At 40.0% G+C, this 14,395-nt stretch carries 12 protein-coding genes; all 12 read right to left on the reverse strand.

Features of this window, described 5'->3' with window-relative positions:
* Position 1 precedes the first annotated feature (1 nt).
* The 12 genes from CPS_RS20005 to mraZ all read right to left on the reverse strand — a co-directional run bounded on the left by CPS_RS20005 (position 2) and on the right by mraZ (position 14,296).
* Positions 2 to 955: a D-alanine--D-alanine ligase gene (locus CPS_RS20005; RefSeq protein ID WP_011045192.1), complete on the reverse strand. Its 954-nt coding sequence runs from the start codon at positions 953 to 955 to the stop codon at positions 2 to 4.
* A complete protein-coding gene (gene murC / locus CPS_RS20010; protein WP_011045193.1) occupies positions 955 to 2,466 on the reverse strand; it encodes a UDP-N-acetylmuramate--L-alanine ligase in 1,512 nt (503 codons plus the stop codon). Before murC ends, CPS_RS20005 begins: the two co-directional genes overlap by 1 nt.
* Positions 2,463 to 3,626, reverse strand: coding sequence for an undecaprenyldiphospho-muramoylpentapeptide beta-N-acetylglucosaminyltransferase (gene murG / locus CPS_RS20015; protein WP_011045194.1), 1,164 nt, complete (start codon positions 3,624 to 3,626; stop codon positions 2,463 to 2,465). Before murG ends, murC begins: the two co-directional genes overlap by 4 nt.
* Positions 3,626 to 4,939 carry a cell division protein FtsW gene (ftsW, locus tag CPS_RS20020; protein ID WP_011045195.1) on the reverse strand — a complete coding sequence of 438 codons (1,314 nt, stop codon included), beginning with the start codon at positions 4,937 to 4,939 and terminating at the stop codon, positions 3,626 to 3,628. The genes murG and ftsW overlap by 1 nt, the downstream gene beginning before the upstream one ends.
* Positions 4,930 to 6,345 (reverse strand): UDP-N-acetylmuramoyl-L-alanine--D-glutamate ligase, encoded by a 1,416-nt coding sequence (murD, locus tag CPS_RS20025; protein WP_011045196.1) that lies wholly within the window; start codon positions 6,343 to 6,345, stop codon positions 4,930 to 4,932. The genes ftsW and murD overlap by 10 nt, the downstream gene beginning before the upstream one ends.
* Before the next feature lie 52 nt (positions 6,346 to 6,397).
* Positions 6,398 to 7,480 (reverse strand): phospho-N-acetylmuramoyl-pentapeptide-transferase, encoded by a 1,083-nt coding sequence (gene mraY / locus CPS_RS20030; protein ID WP_011045197.1) that lies wholly within the window; start codon positions 7,478 to 7,480, stop codon positions 6,398 to 6,400.
* Positions 7,480 to 9,021, reverse strand: coding sequence for a UDP-N-acetylmuramoyl-tripeptide--D-alanyl-D-alanine ligase (locus CPS_RS20035; protein ID WP_011045198.1), 1,542 nt, complete (start codon positions 9,019 to 9,021; stop codon positions 7,480 to 7,482). Before CPS_RS20035 ends, mraY begins: the two co-directional genes overlap by 1 nt.
* A complete protein-coding gene (locus CPS_RS20040) occupies positions 9,018 to 10,610 on the reverse strand; it encodes a UDP-N-acetylmuramoyl-L-alanyl-D-glutamate--2,6-diaminopimelate ligase (protein ID WP_011045199.1) in 1,593 nt (530 codons plus the stop codon). The genes CPS_RS20035 and CPS_RS20040 overlap by 4 nt, the downstream gene beginning before the upstream one ends.
* A complete protein-coding gene (locus tag CPS_RS20045) occupies positions 10,603 to 12,378 on the reverse strand; it encodes a peptidoglycan glycosyltransferase FtsI (protein ID WP_011045200.1) in 1,776 nt (591 codons plus the stop codon). The genes CPS_RS20040 and CPS_RS20045 overlap by 8 nt, the downstream gene beginning before the upstream one ends.
* 138 nt (positions 12,379 to 12,516) lie before the next feature.
* Complete coding sequence (ftsL, locus tag CPS_RS20050; protein WP_011045201.1) at positions 12,517 to 12,825, reverse strand: cell division protein FtsL; 309 nt, start codon at positions 12,823 to 12,825, stop codon at positions 12,517 to 12,519.
* A 2-nt stretch (positions 12,826 to 12,827) separates the two neighbouring features.
* Positions 12,828 to 13,778, reverse strand: coding sequence for a 16S rRNA (cytosine(1402)-N(4))-methyltransferase RsmH (gene rsmH / locus CPS_RS20055; protein WP_011045202.1), 951 nt, complete (start codon positions 13,776 to 13,778; stop codon positions 12,828 to 12,830).
* Positions 13,779 to 13,837: 59 nt separating this feature from the next.
* The gene (gene mraZ, locus CPS_RS20060) at positions 13,838 to 14,296 is read right to left on the reverse strand and encodes a division/cell wall cluster transcriptional repressor MraZ (RefSeq protein WP_011045203.1); all 459 of its coding nucleotides are present in this window, start codon (positions 14,294 to 14,296) and stop codon (positions 13,838 to 13,840) included.
* Between the last annotated feature and the right edge of the window lie 99 nt (positions 14,297 to 14,395).

Consider the following 14,395-nt stretch of genomic DNA (forward strand, 5'->3'; position numbering starts at 1 on the left):
ATTACTCTTTGACACTAAGCTGTAAAATTTGAGTTACTAACTCACTAAAGTTCAAACCGAATACTTTTGCGGCTTTTGGCACGAGTGACGTTTCTGTCATCCCTGGTACAGTATTGACTTCTAATATCTGCCATTCACCAGTTTTATTTCGCATGATATCAACCCGTCCCCAACCCTGAGCACCCGTTGCATTAAATGCTTTCATTGACAAAGATTTTATTTCATTCTCATCACGTTCATTTAAACCACAGGGGCAGTGATATTGTGTACTTGTAGATTGATACTTTGCCTCATAATCATAAAATTCACGTGGCGTTTCCATGTGAATAGCTGGTAAAGCCTTATCTCCTAAAATGGTAACGGTATATTCTGGACCATCAATCCATGCTTCAAGTAAGACTTGGGTGTCAAAACCAAACGCTTCAATTAACGCGTTACGCAATTGTGCGATGGTTTTTGCTTGTGCCATACCAATACTTGAACCTTCATTAGCCGGTTTTACCATCACTCGACCGCCTAAATCAGCGAGAATATTTTCTAATGATAATGTTGAAAATTCAGCTTTATTAACGACGGTAAAAGGTGCTGTTGGTATGCCGCACGCTTTAAAAATTTGTTTGCTTCTTACTTTATCCATTGAGAGCGAGGAACCTAAAACATTCGAGCCCGTATAAGGAATATCTAAATACTCAAGTGCACCTTGCAAACAACCATCCTCTCCACCTCTACCATGTAAAGCGATGAAAACTCGGTCTATTTTGTTACTTACTAAATCAGTTAACGGCACTACTTTAGTATCGATTAACACAACATTAAAACCAGCGTCTTCTAAACCTTTCGCAATAGCTTGTCCTGAATTGAGTGAAACTTCACGTTCTGCTGAATTTCCACCATAAAGCACAGCAATCTTCTCTTGCTTGAGCAATGCTAGTGATCTATCCAGTGCTTTAACCATTATTTGTCACCCTTAACTTCAGATTGAGCGTCAGGCTGAACTGAACAACGAGTATGCAACAAACTATGATCAGCTAAGTTGCGAGCAACTGCACCAATACTCCCGGCTCCTTGTGTAATAACCATATCGTTATCTTGCAACTGAGTTGCTAATAATTGCGGCAGTTTATCTACATCACTGACATAAACAGGCTCTATTTGACCACGTAAACGAATTGAGCGTGCTAAGCTTTTGCTATCAGCAGACGAGATTGGTGTTTCTCCTGCAGCATAAACATCAAGCAAGAATAGACAGTCAACTTCTGACAATACCTCAACAAAATCTTCATATAAATCGCGGGTTCGAGAATAACGATGTGGTTGAAAAACCATAACTAAACGTTTATCTGGCCAACCTTGACGCATAGCTAGGATTGTCGCTTTCACTTCACTCGGATGATGACCGTAATCATCAACCAAAACCATATCACCGGCAGCGGTACTAAAATCGGTTAGTTTTTCAAAGCGTCTACCTATACCTTCAAATTCGGTTAATGCTTTACAAATTGCTTCATCATTAACACCCTCATCTTTGGCAACGGCTACACCAGCCAAAGCATTTAAAACATTATGCTGACCAGGTAAATTTACACTCATCTCTAGCGGCTCTTGTCCTTCAACCTCTACGGTGAAATGACTAACGGCACCATTTTGTTGGTAATTTACTGCTCTCACATCTGCATCTTTAGAAAAACCATAGGTGATCACTTGGCGACTAATGCGTGGTAATAGTTCACGGACAACTGGGTTATCAATACAAACAACCGCTAAGCCATAAAAGGGCAAGTTATGTAAAAACTCTATGTAGGTATCTTTAAGTTTTTCAAAGTCACCTTGATATGTTTCCATATGGTCGGCATCGATATTGGTAATAACCGAAACCATAGGTTGTAAATGTAAAAACGATGCATCACTTTCATCGGCCTCTGCAACCAAGTAGCGACTGCTACCTAATCTTGCATTAGTACCTGCACTATTAAGTAAGCCACCAATCACAAACGTTGGATCTAATTTACCCTGTGCAAAAATACTGGCAATCAAACTGGTTGTAGTTGTTTTTCCATGCGTACCCGCAATAGCAATGCCGTGACGAAAACGCATTAATTCAGCTAGCATTTCTGCGCGTCTAACCACAGGAATACGTAATTCTTTTGCCTTAACTAGTTCAGGGTTCTCACTATTTATCGCAGTTGATACTACTATTACGCTGGCTTGAACCACATTTTCTGCTTGGTGGCCAATGACAATGGTCGCCCCTAGAGCTCTCAAGCGTTTAACCACTTGATTTTCACCAATATCTGAACCCGAAATTTGATAACCTTCATTAAGCAATACCTCAGCAATACCGCCCATACCAGCGCCACCTATGCCAACAAAATGGATACGTTTTACCCGGCGCATTTCAGGTACCTGAGCTGCAGTTGAGTTGGTACTATTATTTGAGCTATTACTTACGTGAGTTTGCTTAATCATATTTTCTCTTCATTATTTCTAAGTTTTGCGCCATTCGATATTGAAAGCTGTTGGCACAATTTTGCTACTTTCTGACTTGCATCACTAGTTGCAGCACTCAAAGAAGCTTTAGCCATGTCAGCTAAAGTTTGAGGCTGATCAAACAGCTCGATTATTAACGACGTGATACTCTCATTATTTAGTTCTGCCTGTGGCAATAACTTTGCTGCATCTCGCTTTACGAGGTACAACGCATTTTTTGTTTGATGATCATCTACTGCATGCGGTAGTGGTACAAAAATGGCTGGTGTTGCTGCCATGGCTAATTCTGAAACGGTTAGCGCTCCCGCACGACAAATCACTATATCAGCCCACTGATATGCAGCAGCAATATCAGTAATAAATTCGGTAACTCTCACTTTTCCAGTATCAATATATTCCTGTTTATAAGATGCGGTGACTAGTGCTTGGTTATTGTCGCCCGTTTGGTGCCATATACAATATTTCTCATCACTTTCTGATAAATCCTTAAAGCTATCCGGCATCACCTTATTTAAGACTTGAGCGCCTAAACTACCACCTACCACTAGAATATTTTTACTACCTTCGTGGCTTTGATCTATATTTTCTGAAACCAGTGCTTGCTGACCGATTGACGCGCGTAAAGGATTACCAACCACTTCAACATCAATTCCGCTAACAAATGCATTAGGAAAGGCGCAGCATACTTTATTGGCGATACGCGCTAACAAGCGATTACTTAATCCGGCAGCAGCATTTTGTTCATGAACGATTAGCGGTATTTTACTTAGCCAAGCGGCCAAACCACCCGGAGCACTTGCATAGCCACCCATGCCTATAACAACATCAGGTTTCACTGTTTTAATCACGCGTCTCGCTTGAAAAAGCGACCTTAACAATTTAAAAGGCATAACAAGCGTTGTTAATAGATTTTTACCACGCAGACCACTTATATTGATAAACGAAATATCATAACCATGCATAGGTACAATTTGAGCTTCCATACGATCGGCAGTTCCCAACCAATGGATTTTCCATCCTTGCGCTTTCAGCTCATCGGCGACCGCAATACCAGGGAATATATGTCCACCGGTGCCACCAGCCATGACTAACAAAGTTTTTGCTAAATCTTTATTACCTTGGCCATGATTAACGCTCATTATTTATCACCATTTTGCTTAGTTATACTCTTAAGCTCTTTCTTAGTCGCTCTTTTTGAGCTTGTAGCCTGAATACTCTGTAAACGAATTTCATGGTCAATACGTATTAAAAGAACCAGCGCTAAAGTCATGATTATCATCGAGCTACCACCATAACTAATCAGTGGCATGGTCAATCCTTTCGTTGGCACAATACCTGCACTTGCGCCAATGTTTACTGCTGCTTGAAAACACATCCAAATACCGATGGAGTACGCTAAAAACCCTTCAAAGTATTTTTCTTTAGCCAGTGCATAACGCCCTAAAATAAGTGCTTTGTAAACCAAAGTCATACTCAGTAGTAGCACTACACTGATACCGACAAAGCCGAATTCTTCAGCCAAAACAGCCATAACAAAATCGGTATGCGCTTCTGGTAAGTACTCTAATTTTTGTATGCTATTACCTAAGCCCTGACCTAATACTTCACCACGACCATAAGCCATTAATGATTGGGTTAACTGATAACCACTGCCAAACGGGTCTTGCCATGGGTCTAAAAAACTAGTCACTCGTCGCCAGCGATAGGGTTCAAAATAAGCCAACATTCCCAATGATGTTGCGCCAACTAACGCCATAGCGATAAATTGCCATAACTTAGCACCCGCTAAAAATAACAAACCGAACGTGGTGACAAACATTACGATAACTGTACCTAAATCAGGCTGTAATAATAACAATGCCGCCATAACACCAAATACAATTAACGGTTTAATAAAACCTTTTAGGTTCTCCATTACTTGTTCACGGCGACGTACTAAATAGGCAGATAAATAACAAAAGAAAAACAATTTAGCTGGCTCTGCTGCTTGCACTGTAATTGGGCCAAGCACAATCCACCGTGTTGAACCGTTTACTGAACGACCTATGAGCAACACAGTAACCAGCAAGACAATGGCAAAACCTAATAAGTAACTACTATTTTTATGCCACCAAGACATGGGGATTTGTAAGGCAACCCCGGCAACAGCAAGGCTTAATCCAATATAGATACCGTGGCGAATAACAAAATGGAATGGATTATTAAATAAGCGTTCCGCTACCGGTATAGACGAAGAGGCGACCATGACTAGTCCAACCATATACATGGTCAATCCCAACACGATAAAGCTTCGATCAAAGGCATTTGCACCATATTGATTTGAGCCTGCCATTAAGCGATTAATCCACTCTGGTAGTGGTGGTACAGGCACTTGTGATAGAGTTTTTGTTATTGCCTGAGTTGTCTCTAAAGACATTGTTCTGGCTAAGGTCATGGTTTTTTCTAACGACATGAGTCCTCCTTAGCTTGTACTGCTGCAATGAATTGCTCGCCGCGTACTTGATAATTTTTGAACATATCAATACTGGCGCACGCTGGTGAAAGTAAGACCATGTCACCTGGTTTGGCTATCTGCTTAGCTTGCTCTACTGCTTCCCTGAGGGTATCCACTTGAATAGCATCACTCACTAAACTAGCAATCTCAGCGCCGTCCTTACCTAAAGTAATCAGCTGATTTACATCACAATTTAATATTGTTGTTAGCGCTGAAAAATCAGCACCTTTGCCATCACCGCCAGCAATAAGAATTAACTTATTTTGGCCTGTAAGCGTCGGGACTAAACCAGTAATAGCGGCGAGTGTTGCACCAACATTTGTCGCCTTAGAATCATTAATCCATTGAATGTAATCTTCACTCGCTACGCGCTGGCAACGGTGAGCTAAACCCATAAATCCGGCAAGGTTTTCTGTCATAGCTGATAATGACCAACCAGCGCTATAACCAAGTGCTAAAGCTGCCATATAATTGAGCGCATTATGCATACCGGCAAGAGGTAATTCATCAATTGAAATTAAAGCTTGTTCACCAAACATCATTACCATTTTATTATCAATAGCTTGCAGACCAAAACAGTCTTGCTCTGGTTTATTTAAACCAAAAGAAATTATTTCTTGAGCGGCAACTAAAGTATTTGATGCTTGATCTTCTCGACTCACCACGGCAATTTTTGCTTGTGGATAAATACTTTGTTTAATAGCCTGGTAATTCGCTAAGGTCTTATGCCGGTCAAGGTGATCATCACTTAAATTAAGCACACTCGCAGCAATAGCATGCATACTGGATAACGTTTCTAGTTGGAAACTCGAAAGCTCGACAATGACAATGTCTGGTTGATTAGCAAGCTGAGAGTTATAGACATTTTCTCGATGAAGTAGATTAAGTATTGGCTCTCCGATGTTACCTGCCAATGCAGCATTAACTCCGATAGCTTTTGCTAGAGAAGCTAACAGTGACACTACGGTAGACTTGCCATTTGAGCCAGTGACTGCCAACATTTTCATCGGGGAGATGCGGCTATTGTTAACTAGGCAAAATAATTCAACGTCACCTATAACCAGACAGTTTTCTGGGATAAGTGCTGTAATTCCTTCACTGACTAAATCAATACCTGGACTGGTAATAATTATATCAGCACTAGAAATTAAACTTTGTTGCCATTGACCGAAAACAAATTTTGCCTTTGGATAATCATTCTCGTATTGAGTTTGTTCATCCCTATTTGCAAAAGGCATAGGTCGTGAATCATTAACAGCAAATGACAAATCTTGTGCGTGCAAAAAACGTAGGCATGACAAACCTGTCATTCCAGCTCCTAGCACGACAATATTTTTATCTTTAAACGCTGTTAACCAAGTCATAACTTATTTAAATTTACCTTATTTAGTTTATCGATCTTTTTTAAAATATTATTTAGCGTAACTTCAATGTGGCTAAACCAATCAGCACTAATATCAATGAGATAATCCAGAAGCGAACAATAACTCGCGGCTCTGGCCAACCTTTTAATTCATAATGGTGATGAATTGGTGCCATACGGAAAATACGCTGACCACGCATTTTATAGGAACCAACCTGTAAAATGACCGAGACGGTTTCCATAACAAAAACACCGCCCATAATAAATAAAACTAACTCTTGGCGAACAAGAATCGCAATTACGCCAAGTGCAGCACCCAAGGCCAGTGAGCCGACATCGCCCATAAAAACTTGTGCTGGATAGGTGTTAAACCATAAGAACCCTAGTCCTGCACCGACAATGGCAGTACAGACAATAACTAATTCACTTGTTAAGGCGATATGTGGGATATTCAAATAAGCAGAAAAGTTCACATGACCTGTAACATAGGCAAATAAAGCAAACGCTCCTGCGACCATAATGGTAGGTACAATAGCTAAGCCATCAAGACCATCGGTTAAGTTAACCGCATTTGAGGTGCCGACAATAACGAAATAGCTCATCACCACATAAAAAATGCCTAACTGCGGTAACAATTCTTTCACAAAAGGAACTAATAGCGCCGTTTCATTTGGGCCTTGTGCAATAAAATATAAAAATAGCGCCGTGCTTAAACCGATGACGGTTTGCCAAAAGTATTTCCAACGAGCTATTAGACCGTTCGCGTCTTTACGAATAACTTTACGGTAATCATCGACAAAACCAACAATGCCAAAGCTCACTATTACGAATAACACCACCCAAACATAAATATTGCTTAAATCGGCCCAGAGTAAAACACTGATCACAATAGACGCGAGTATTAACAGACCGCCCATGGTGGGCGTACCTGATTTAGATAAATGACTTTCAGGACCATCATCTCTTACCGTTTGACCTATTTGCATTTTTTGCAAATAACGAATAAGTTTGGGACCAAAATACAATGATATAAACAACGCGGTTAGCGTGCTGATAATGGCGCGAAATGTTAAATAAGAGAAAACATTAAACGCTGAATAAAATTGAGTTAAATACTCACCTAACCACAATAACATTAAGCCATACCTTCTTTACTTTGATTATCACTAGCTACATTTATTTGGCTAGTACTTTGTTCTTGATTCATAGCTTGCTCGGCATTCATTTGTTCAAACCAATCAATAATTTCTGTCACTACATGCTCCATATGCGCACTTCGAGAGCCTTTAACTAAAATAGCAATATCTTGCTGACCAACAGACAATTGTTGACTCAACATGGTAAATAAATGGGTCATCAAATCAGCTCTTTGATTGAAATGCTGACTTTGATCATTTTTGTGATTGTCTTTGGCAAAAGCATCACTGGCACTTTGACTTAACACACCTAACGACAAGAGAGTATTTAACTGTAAGTGCTTAGCAAACCCACCAACTTCTTGATGATAACTACGCGCTTCACTGCCTAGCTCGCCCATGTCACCTAGAATAAGTAATTGCTTACCTGGATAGCTTGATAATAATTGCGCTGCCGCTTTTGCTGATTCAAGATTTGCGTTATAGCTATCATCAATCAGTTTTACGTTGCAGCCCGTTTTTTTATTTTCTAATTGATGTAAATTTAGTCGACCTTTTACTGGCTGCATTTGGGCTAAACCTAACTGAATGTCCTCAAGACTGGCACCAAATTCTAACGCAATAGCAGCCGCAGCAACCGCATTACAAACATTATGTTTACCAGGTACCGTTAAAGTCATAACACAAGAACCTTGCTCGCTTTGCAAGGTAAAGCTGGCACAGCCATTTTTGTCTAAGCTGACCTTTTCGCTATAACAATTGGCTTTATTAACACAAGAAAAGGTACGAACCGTTTTATCCGTTAAACGCCATTGCCATTTGCTGGTGTACTTGGTGTCTTTGTTATAGAGAGCAACACCATTTTCACCAAGCCCTGAAAATATTTCACCTTTTGCCCGAGCTACGCCACATAAATCGCCAAAACCCTCTAGGTGCGCTGCAGCAATATTATTAATCACGGCAACATCTGGCTGAGTTAACGCTGTGGTATAAGCAATTTCACCCATATGATTAGCACCCATTTCAATAACAGCAAAATCATGGCTGTTATCTAAGCGAAGTAATGTTAATGGTACGCCAATATCATTATTGAAATTACCATTCGTTGCTAAGACCTTACCTAAACGAGATAATATGGCCGCAACCATTTCTTTAACCGTTGTTTTTCCACTACTACCGGTAATGCCCACCGTTTTTGGTGCGACTTCTTTTTTAACAAAAGCAGCAATTTTACCTAGCGCTATTCGCGTATCACTCACGATTAATTGCGCGGTATCCGTCACTGCGCTCAAATGATGATCAACGATGAGTAATTGACAGCCTTGTTTGATAACTTGCTCTGCAAAGCGGTGGCCATCAAAATTAGGTCCTTTAAGAGCAAGGAAAGCAGAACACTTGTCAGAATGCTCTTTGATAGCACGACTATCAATAACTAAATCGTCGATAACTAATTCATCAAGGCTTAACGCTGTTTGTATTGCTGGAACAATGAGTTCGCCATCAGTAACTTTAACTAAAGTAGTTAGTGAAATAGTAATCATAAGTTTGCCTCATCAGACAATACGGCCAAACCAGCGTGCTTTTGATAAAAATTTTTCACGACTAAACGTTCGTTGTAAGCTAATTTCTGGGTACCAACGATTCCGCCCTTTTCATCATGCTTAGCCACAATGACGTAATCTTCGTGGCCTTTACCTGCCAACAGTACTATATCGCCAGGTTTTGCTTTATTCAGAGTTTTCAATACCGCTTGTTCTCTTTCTAAAATAATCGATATTTGCTCTGCATCTGGACAGGTAAAACCGGCAACAATATCATTTGCTATCAACTGGGCATCTTCACTACGCGGGTTATCATTAGTAACGACCAAATGGTCAGCATATTTTTCTGCCGCTTGTGCCATTAAGGGCCTTTTACCTTTATCTCTATCACCGCCACAGCCAAACACAACATAAAGCTCACCTGCACAATGTTGACGACAGGCTTGCAGCGCTTTTTCCAACGCATCAGGCGTGTGAGCATAATCGACCACGGCAGTTGCTAAATTTTTAGCACTGGTTGCTTCCATTCGCCCAGCAATTGCGCTTACTTGAGTGACTAAATGAGGGATCTCGCTTAATGGTATGCCTTGGATAAGCAGCACACTGATAGCCGCCAATAAATTATCAATATTGAAGTCGCCCAATAATGGACTGGTAATATCGATATCGCCTAAATGACTCATTAAAGTAAATGAGACACCATGTCTATGGTGATTAATACCTTTAGCGGTTACAAAGTTTTTATAATTACTATTATCGGTTTCACGGCTATATAACCAAAGAGTTTGTTGCTTCGGCCAATTCTCTAGCCATTTTTTTGCTTGTTGATCATCAAAGTTCACTACTGCAACTTGGTTACTATCCGCACTAAAAATTTGCTTTTTCGACTCACCATAACTTGCCATTGAACCATGGTAATCAAGATGATCTCTGCTTAAATTAGTAAAAATCGCTATATCGAATAAATCTGCTTGCACGCGATTTTGTGATAGCGCATGAGAAGACACTTCCATCGCTACATAACTAAATTGTTCATCGCTAAAACGCTTAAATAATTGGTGTAACTCACAAGCACCGGGAGTAGTATTTTCTATAGGATGTAAATTATCGATACTACCTGCACCATTAGTACCAATAACAGCACACGTTTTTTGGTAAGCACTAAGCATTTGAGCTAATAACTGACTGGTGGTAGTTTTACCATTAGTGCCGGTAATGCCCACTAGCGTCATATTATCTTGCGGCGCTTGATAGTAATTTTTTGTTAGGGTAAATAAATGCTGGTTAAGTTGATAGAACTTAACAATCGCTACCGTGTTATCGCTTGACGCAAAAGTAACATCACCATGCTCGGTAATATTCTCGCACTCAGCAACTACTAGCTTAGCCCCCTGTTTTATTGCTTGCTCAATATATTGGCGACCGTCTTGATCATGACCAATAATAGCGCAGAAAATGTCACCATCAACAATCGCTCGACTATCGTTGTGAAGATCACCGCAAAAGCCCATTAAATTAATCGAGCTAGGTAGTTCAATGGAAAACACACTCAGATATGTAAAAATACTTTGGCTAGCAGGTTTAGGCATGATGCTCTCCTGCTACTGGTTTTTGTGCTGGATGTGTGAGCTTGATATGCTTACTGGCTGTTCGTGACTTTTGTGCATCCGGAGCAACATTAAGAACACGTAAAGCACCTTTCATCACCCGTGAAAATACCGGTGCGGCGACTTCGCCACCATGATAAAGGTCACCACTTGGTTCGTTAATGACCACAACGACAACTATTTCAGGATTAGAAATAGGTGCAATACCGGCAAATAAAGCAACGTAATCATTACCATAACCACCAGCAACTGCTTTAATTGAAGTGCCAGTTTTACCACCGACACGATAACCATCAATTTTTGCTTTTGGTACATGTTCATCTACCACAGCTTCAAGCATATGAGTAATAGCGAGACTATTCTTGGCAGAAAAAATTCTTTCTTGATCTTCTGGGTCAGTCGTTTTATCACTGCTTTTAACAATGGTTAATTTACGTTTTATTCCACCATTAGCCAGAGCCATGTAAAAACGTGTTAATTGCGCAGGAGTAATCGCAAGTCCCGCGCCCCAAGAGAGGGTTGCTAATTCGAACTTAGACCAACGGCTTCTATCATGCATCATGCCAACGCTCTCACCAACTAGGTTAGTGCCTGTATCATCAGCAAAACCCGCATCAAAAAATTTAGTTAACAAATAATCCTTTGGCACAGAGAGCGCCAATTTAGTGGTACCCATATTTGATGAAGTGACCAAAATTTCTTCAATTGATAACTTACCACGGTTAATAGGATCGCTTACTCGACGTCCGCCTAAACGCATCCAACCAGGGCTGGTATTTATAATAGAATTAGCTTTAGCTGAACCAAACTCTAACGCCGTTAACGCAGTGAGTGGTTTCATGGTAGATCCAGGCTCGTAGATATCAGTAATGGCGCGATTTCTAAAGCGATGAATTGCTGTGTTACGACGGTTATTTGGATTATACGATGGGCTATTCGTCATGGCCAATATCTCACCGGTATGGATATTTGCTACCACTACTGAGCCAGAAGTCGCTTTAAATGCCTGCACAGCACCTTTAAGTTCTTTATAAGCAATCGCTTGAATTCGTTGGTCGATACTTAAGGTAATATCTTGCGCTTGTTCTGGTTCTTCAACAGAGATAATTTCAATTTTTCGCCCTTTAGCATCTTTTCTAAAGCGTTTAGCGCCACCTGTCCCCGTGAGTAAGTCATCATACATGCGCTCGATGCCTTCAATGCCTTTATCATCCACATTGGTGAAACCAATAAGGTGAGCACTAATTTCACCGGTAGGGTAAAAACGCTTTGATTCCTTACGTAAATGTATTCCTGGGATTTTTAATTCTTTGATGTAACTCGCCATAGCTGGCGAAATTTTACGTTCGAGATAAATAAAACGTTTACGTGGGTTTTTAACTACACGAGCGATCAATTTATTTATATCTTGATCGAGTACATCTGCGAGGGCTTGCCAATGTTTGGTCATAGCGATGGCATTATTATCCATAATAATCTTAGGATCAGCCCAAACAGTTTCAACCGGTACACTAATAGCGAGTTCAGCACCATTTCGATCAACAATAGAGCCGCGTTGAACCGTATTAGCGGCAACGCGTAAAGAGCGTAAGTCGCCTTGTTTTTTCAGCATTTCAGGTTCAATAATTTGGATATAAGCGGTTCGCGCCATCAAACTGATATAAATAAGAGCAACAACAGCCAGCACTAAATAATAACGCCATGGGGCGGTATTTAGTGGGTTATTGTTTTTGGCTGCTTTTTTATTCACACCGCTCCATATATATTATTGTTTTGCTGTTGCCTAACTTATGCTTGGCTTATATCTAACTCAAATTCAGCTAAAGTTTTTCTATCTTTGTTAACTATTAACTTATACTTTTAAGAAACTTGAACCCACATTCTGTTTTTATTCCAAGGTGACAATCACTTCCGAATTTCCATTCGGACGTTTCATATCCAATAAGTTTTTTGCTTTACTCTCAATTGCGCTGTGCTCAGCCAAACTACTTTGTTCTAATAATAAATTGCGCCATTCAATATTTAAGTCATCTTTTTGTGACAATAAGACTTCAAGTTCACTGGTTGTCTGTCTATTGATATGACTGTAATAGATCACAGAAAACGAAGACATCACGACAAACAACAACAAAATATAAGTAACGCTATAACGGACAATATCTTGCCAAATATCAAAAACTAAGGCACGCGCAGCCATAACTAATCAGTGTTTCTTTCTAAACGCTCTGCAACACGTAATACTGAACTGCGAGAGCGAACATTTTCTTCAACTTCCGTTTGACTTGGTTTTAACCTACGACCAACTAAAGAAAGTTTTTTGCCCTTATTTAATTCAATTTCACTTATAGGTAAGCCACGTGGAACTTTTTTACCTTGGGAATGTTTTTTCATAAACTGTTTAACTAAACGATCTTCAAGTGAATGAAAACTAATAACAACAAGACGTCCGCCTTCTGCTAGCACGTCAAGAGAAGCAACAAGGGCTTTCTCTATTTGATCCAATTCACTATTAATATACATACGAATAGCTTGAAAGCTTCGTGTTGCTGGATGCTTTTTTATTTCTCTTTGAGGAGCAGTAGTTTTAATGAGTTTTGCTAATTGGCTTGTTCTAGTTAATGGTGTTTCTTCTCGGGTATCAACAATAGCATTGGCGATTCGCCATGCATGTTTTTCTTCACCAAAAGTACGTAATACCCAAGTGATGTCCTCAACATCGGCAACCGCTAGCCATTCTGCTGCTGTCTGGCCTTTACTGGTATCCATACGCATATCGAGTGGACCATCTTTCATGAAGCTGAAACCGCGTTCAGCTTCGTCAAGTTGAGGAGAAGATACGCCAAGATCAAGCAAAATACCGTCAACCTTACCAGTTAACTCGTGCTTTTCTGCAATTTCAGCCAAAGCAGCAAAGCCTTGGTGCTCAATCAAAAAACGCTTATCATCTTTGAACTTTTCAGCGGCGGTAATTGCTGTAGGATCACGATCAATGGCGATTAAACGTCCATTGTCTGATAACTTAGAAAGAATGACTGAAGAGTGACCGCCGCGACCGAAAGTACAATCGATATAACAACCGTCATCGGTTATAGCTAAGCCATCAACGGCTTCATTGAGCAACACTGAGATATGAGTGGTGTCTAGTTCCATGTTATATTTTTATAACCCTTGTTAACGCATTTATTTTTAAAAAGTGACTTTGGTAAAAACTAAAGTGATAAATCTAGTAGGCGTTCAGTCAATTCAATTTCACCCGATTGTATTTTGCTAATGCCCTGAAGCATTTGCGATTGCCATGCTGTGTCATGCCAAATTTCAAATTTTTTCAATTGACCAACAAGCATGACATTTTTTTCTAAACTTGCATGCTGTCTTAAAGGACCGTTTATTAATAGTCTGCCGTTTTTATCCATCTCGCAGTCACTAGCATTACCTAAAATAACTTGCTGCAATAAACGCTCTTGCGGGTTCATGCTTGATAGATTGCACAGCTTTAATTCAATTTCTTCCCATTCGGGTAGCGGGTAAAGTAATAAACACGGATGTTGAATATCAACCGTACAGACCATTTTTCCTTGGCAATCAGCAAATAGCTCTTCGCGATACTTAGTAGGTATCGTGATCCTATTTTTGCTGTCAAGCGTAATTGCGCTAGTGCCTCTAAACATATCTGTTGTTACTTCACTCTTTTGAACAATAAATAAACAAGTGTTTGATAATGTGATTCTAAGATCCACATTTCTCCACTTTTTTCCACATTGCTACAG

It is taken from the genome of Colwellia psychrerythraea 34H (assembly GCF_000012325.1).
Taxonomy (GTDB): domain Bacteria; phylum Pseudomonadota; class Gammaproteobacteria; order Enterobacterales; family Alteromonadaceae; genus Colwellia; species Colwellia psychrerythraea_A.

Coding starts and splice junctions, on each gene's coding strand:
- CPS_RS20040 (WP_011045199.1), bottom strand. CDS start 10,610: ATGCCTAAACCTGCTAGCCAAAGTATTTTTACATATCTGAGTGTGTTT.
- mraZ (WP_011045203.1), bottom strand. CDS start 14,296: ATGTTTAGAGGCACTAGCGCAATTACGCTTGACAGCAAAAATAGGATC.
- ftsL (WP_011045201.1), bottom strand. CDS start 12,825: ATGGCTGCGCGTGCCTTAGTTTTTGATATTTGGCAAGATATTGTCCGT.
- ftsW (WP_011045195.1), bottom strand. CDS start 4,939: ATGTCGTTAGAAAAAACCATGACCTTAGCCAGAACAATGTCTTTAGAG.
- murD (WP_011045196.1), bottom strand. CDS start 6,345: ATGACTTGGTTAACAGCGTTTAAAGATAAAAATATTGTCGTGCTAGGA.
- murC (WP_011045193.1), bottom strand. CDS start 2,466: ATGATTAAGCAAACTCACGTAAGTAATAGCTCAAATAATAGTACCAAC.
- CPS_RS20035 (WP_011045198.1), bottom strand. CDS start 9,021: ATGATTACTATTTCACTAACTACTTTAGTTAAAGTTACTGATGGCGAA.
- murG (WP_011045194.1), bottom strand. CDS start 3,626: ATGAGCGTTAATCATGGCCAAGGTAATAAAGATTTAGCAAAAACTTTG.
- CPS_RS20005 (WP_011045192.1), bottom strand. CDS start 955: ATGGTTAAAGCACTGGATAGATCACTAGCATTGCTCAAGCAAGAGAAG.
- mraY (WP_011045197.1), bottom strand. CDS start 7,480: ATGTTATTGTGGTTAGGTGAGTATTTAACTCAATTTTATTCAGCGTTT.
- rsmH (WP_011045202.1), bottom strand. CDS start 13,778: ATGGAACTAGACACCACTCATATCTCAGTGTTGCTCAATGAAGCCGTT.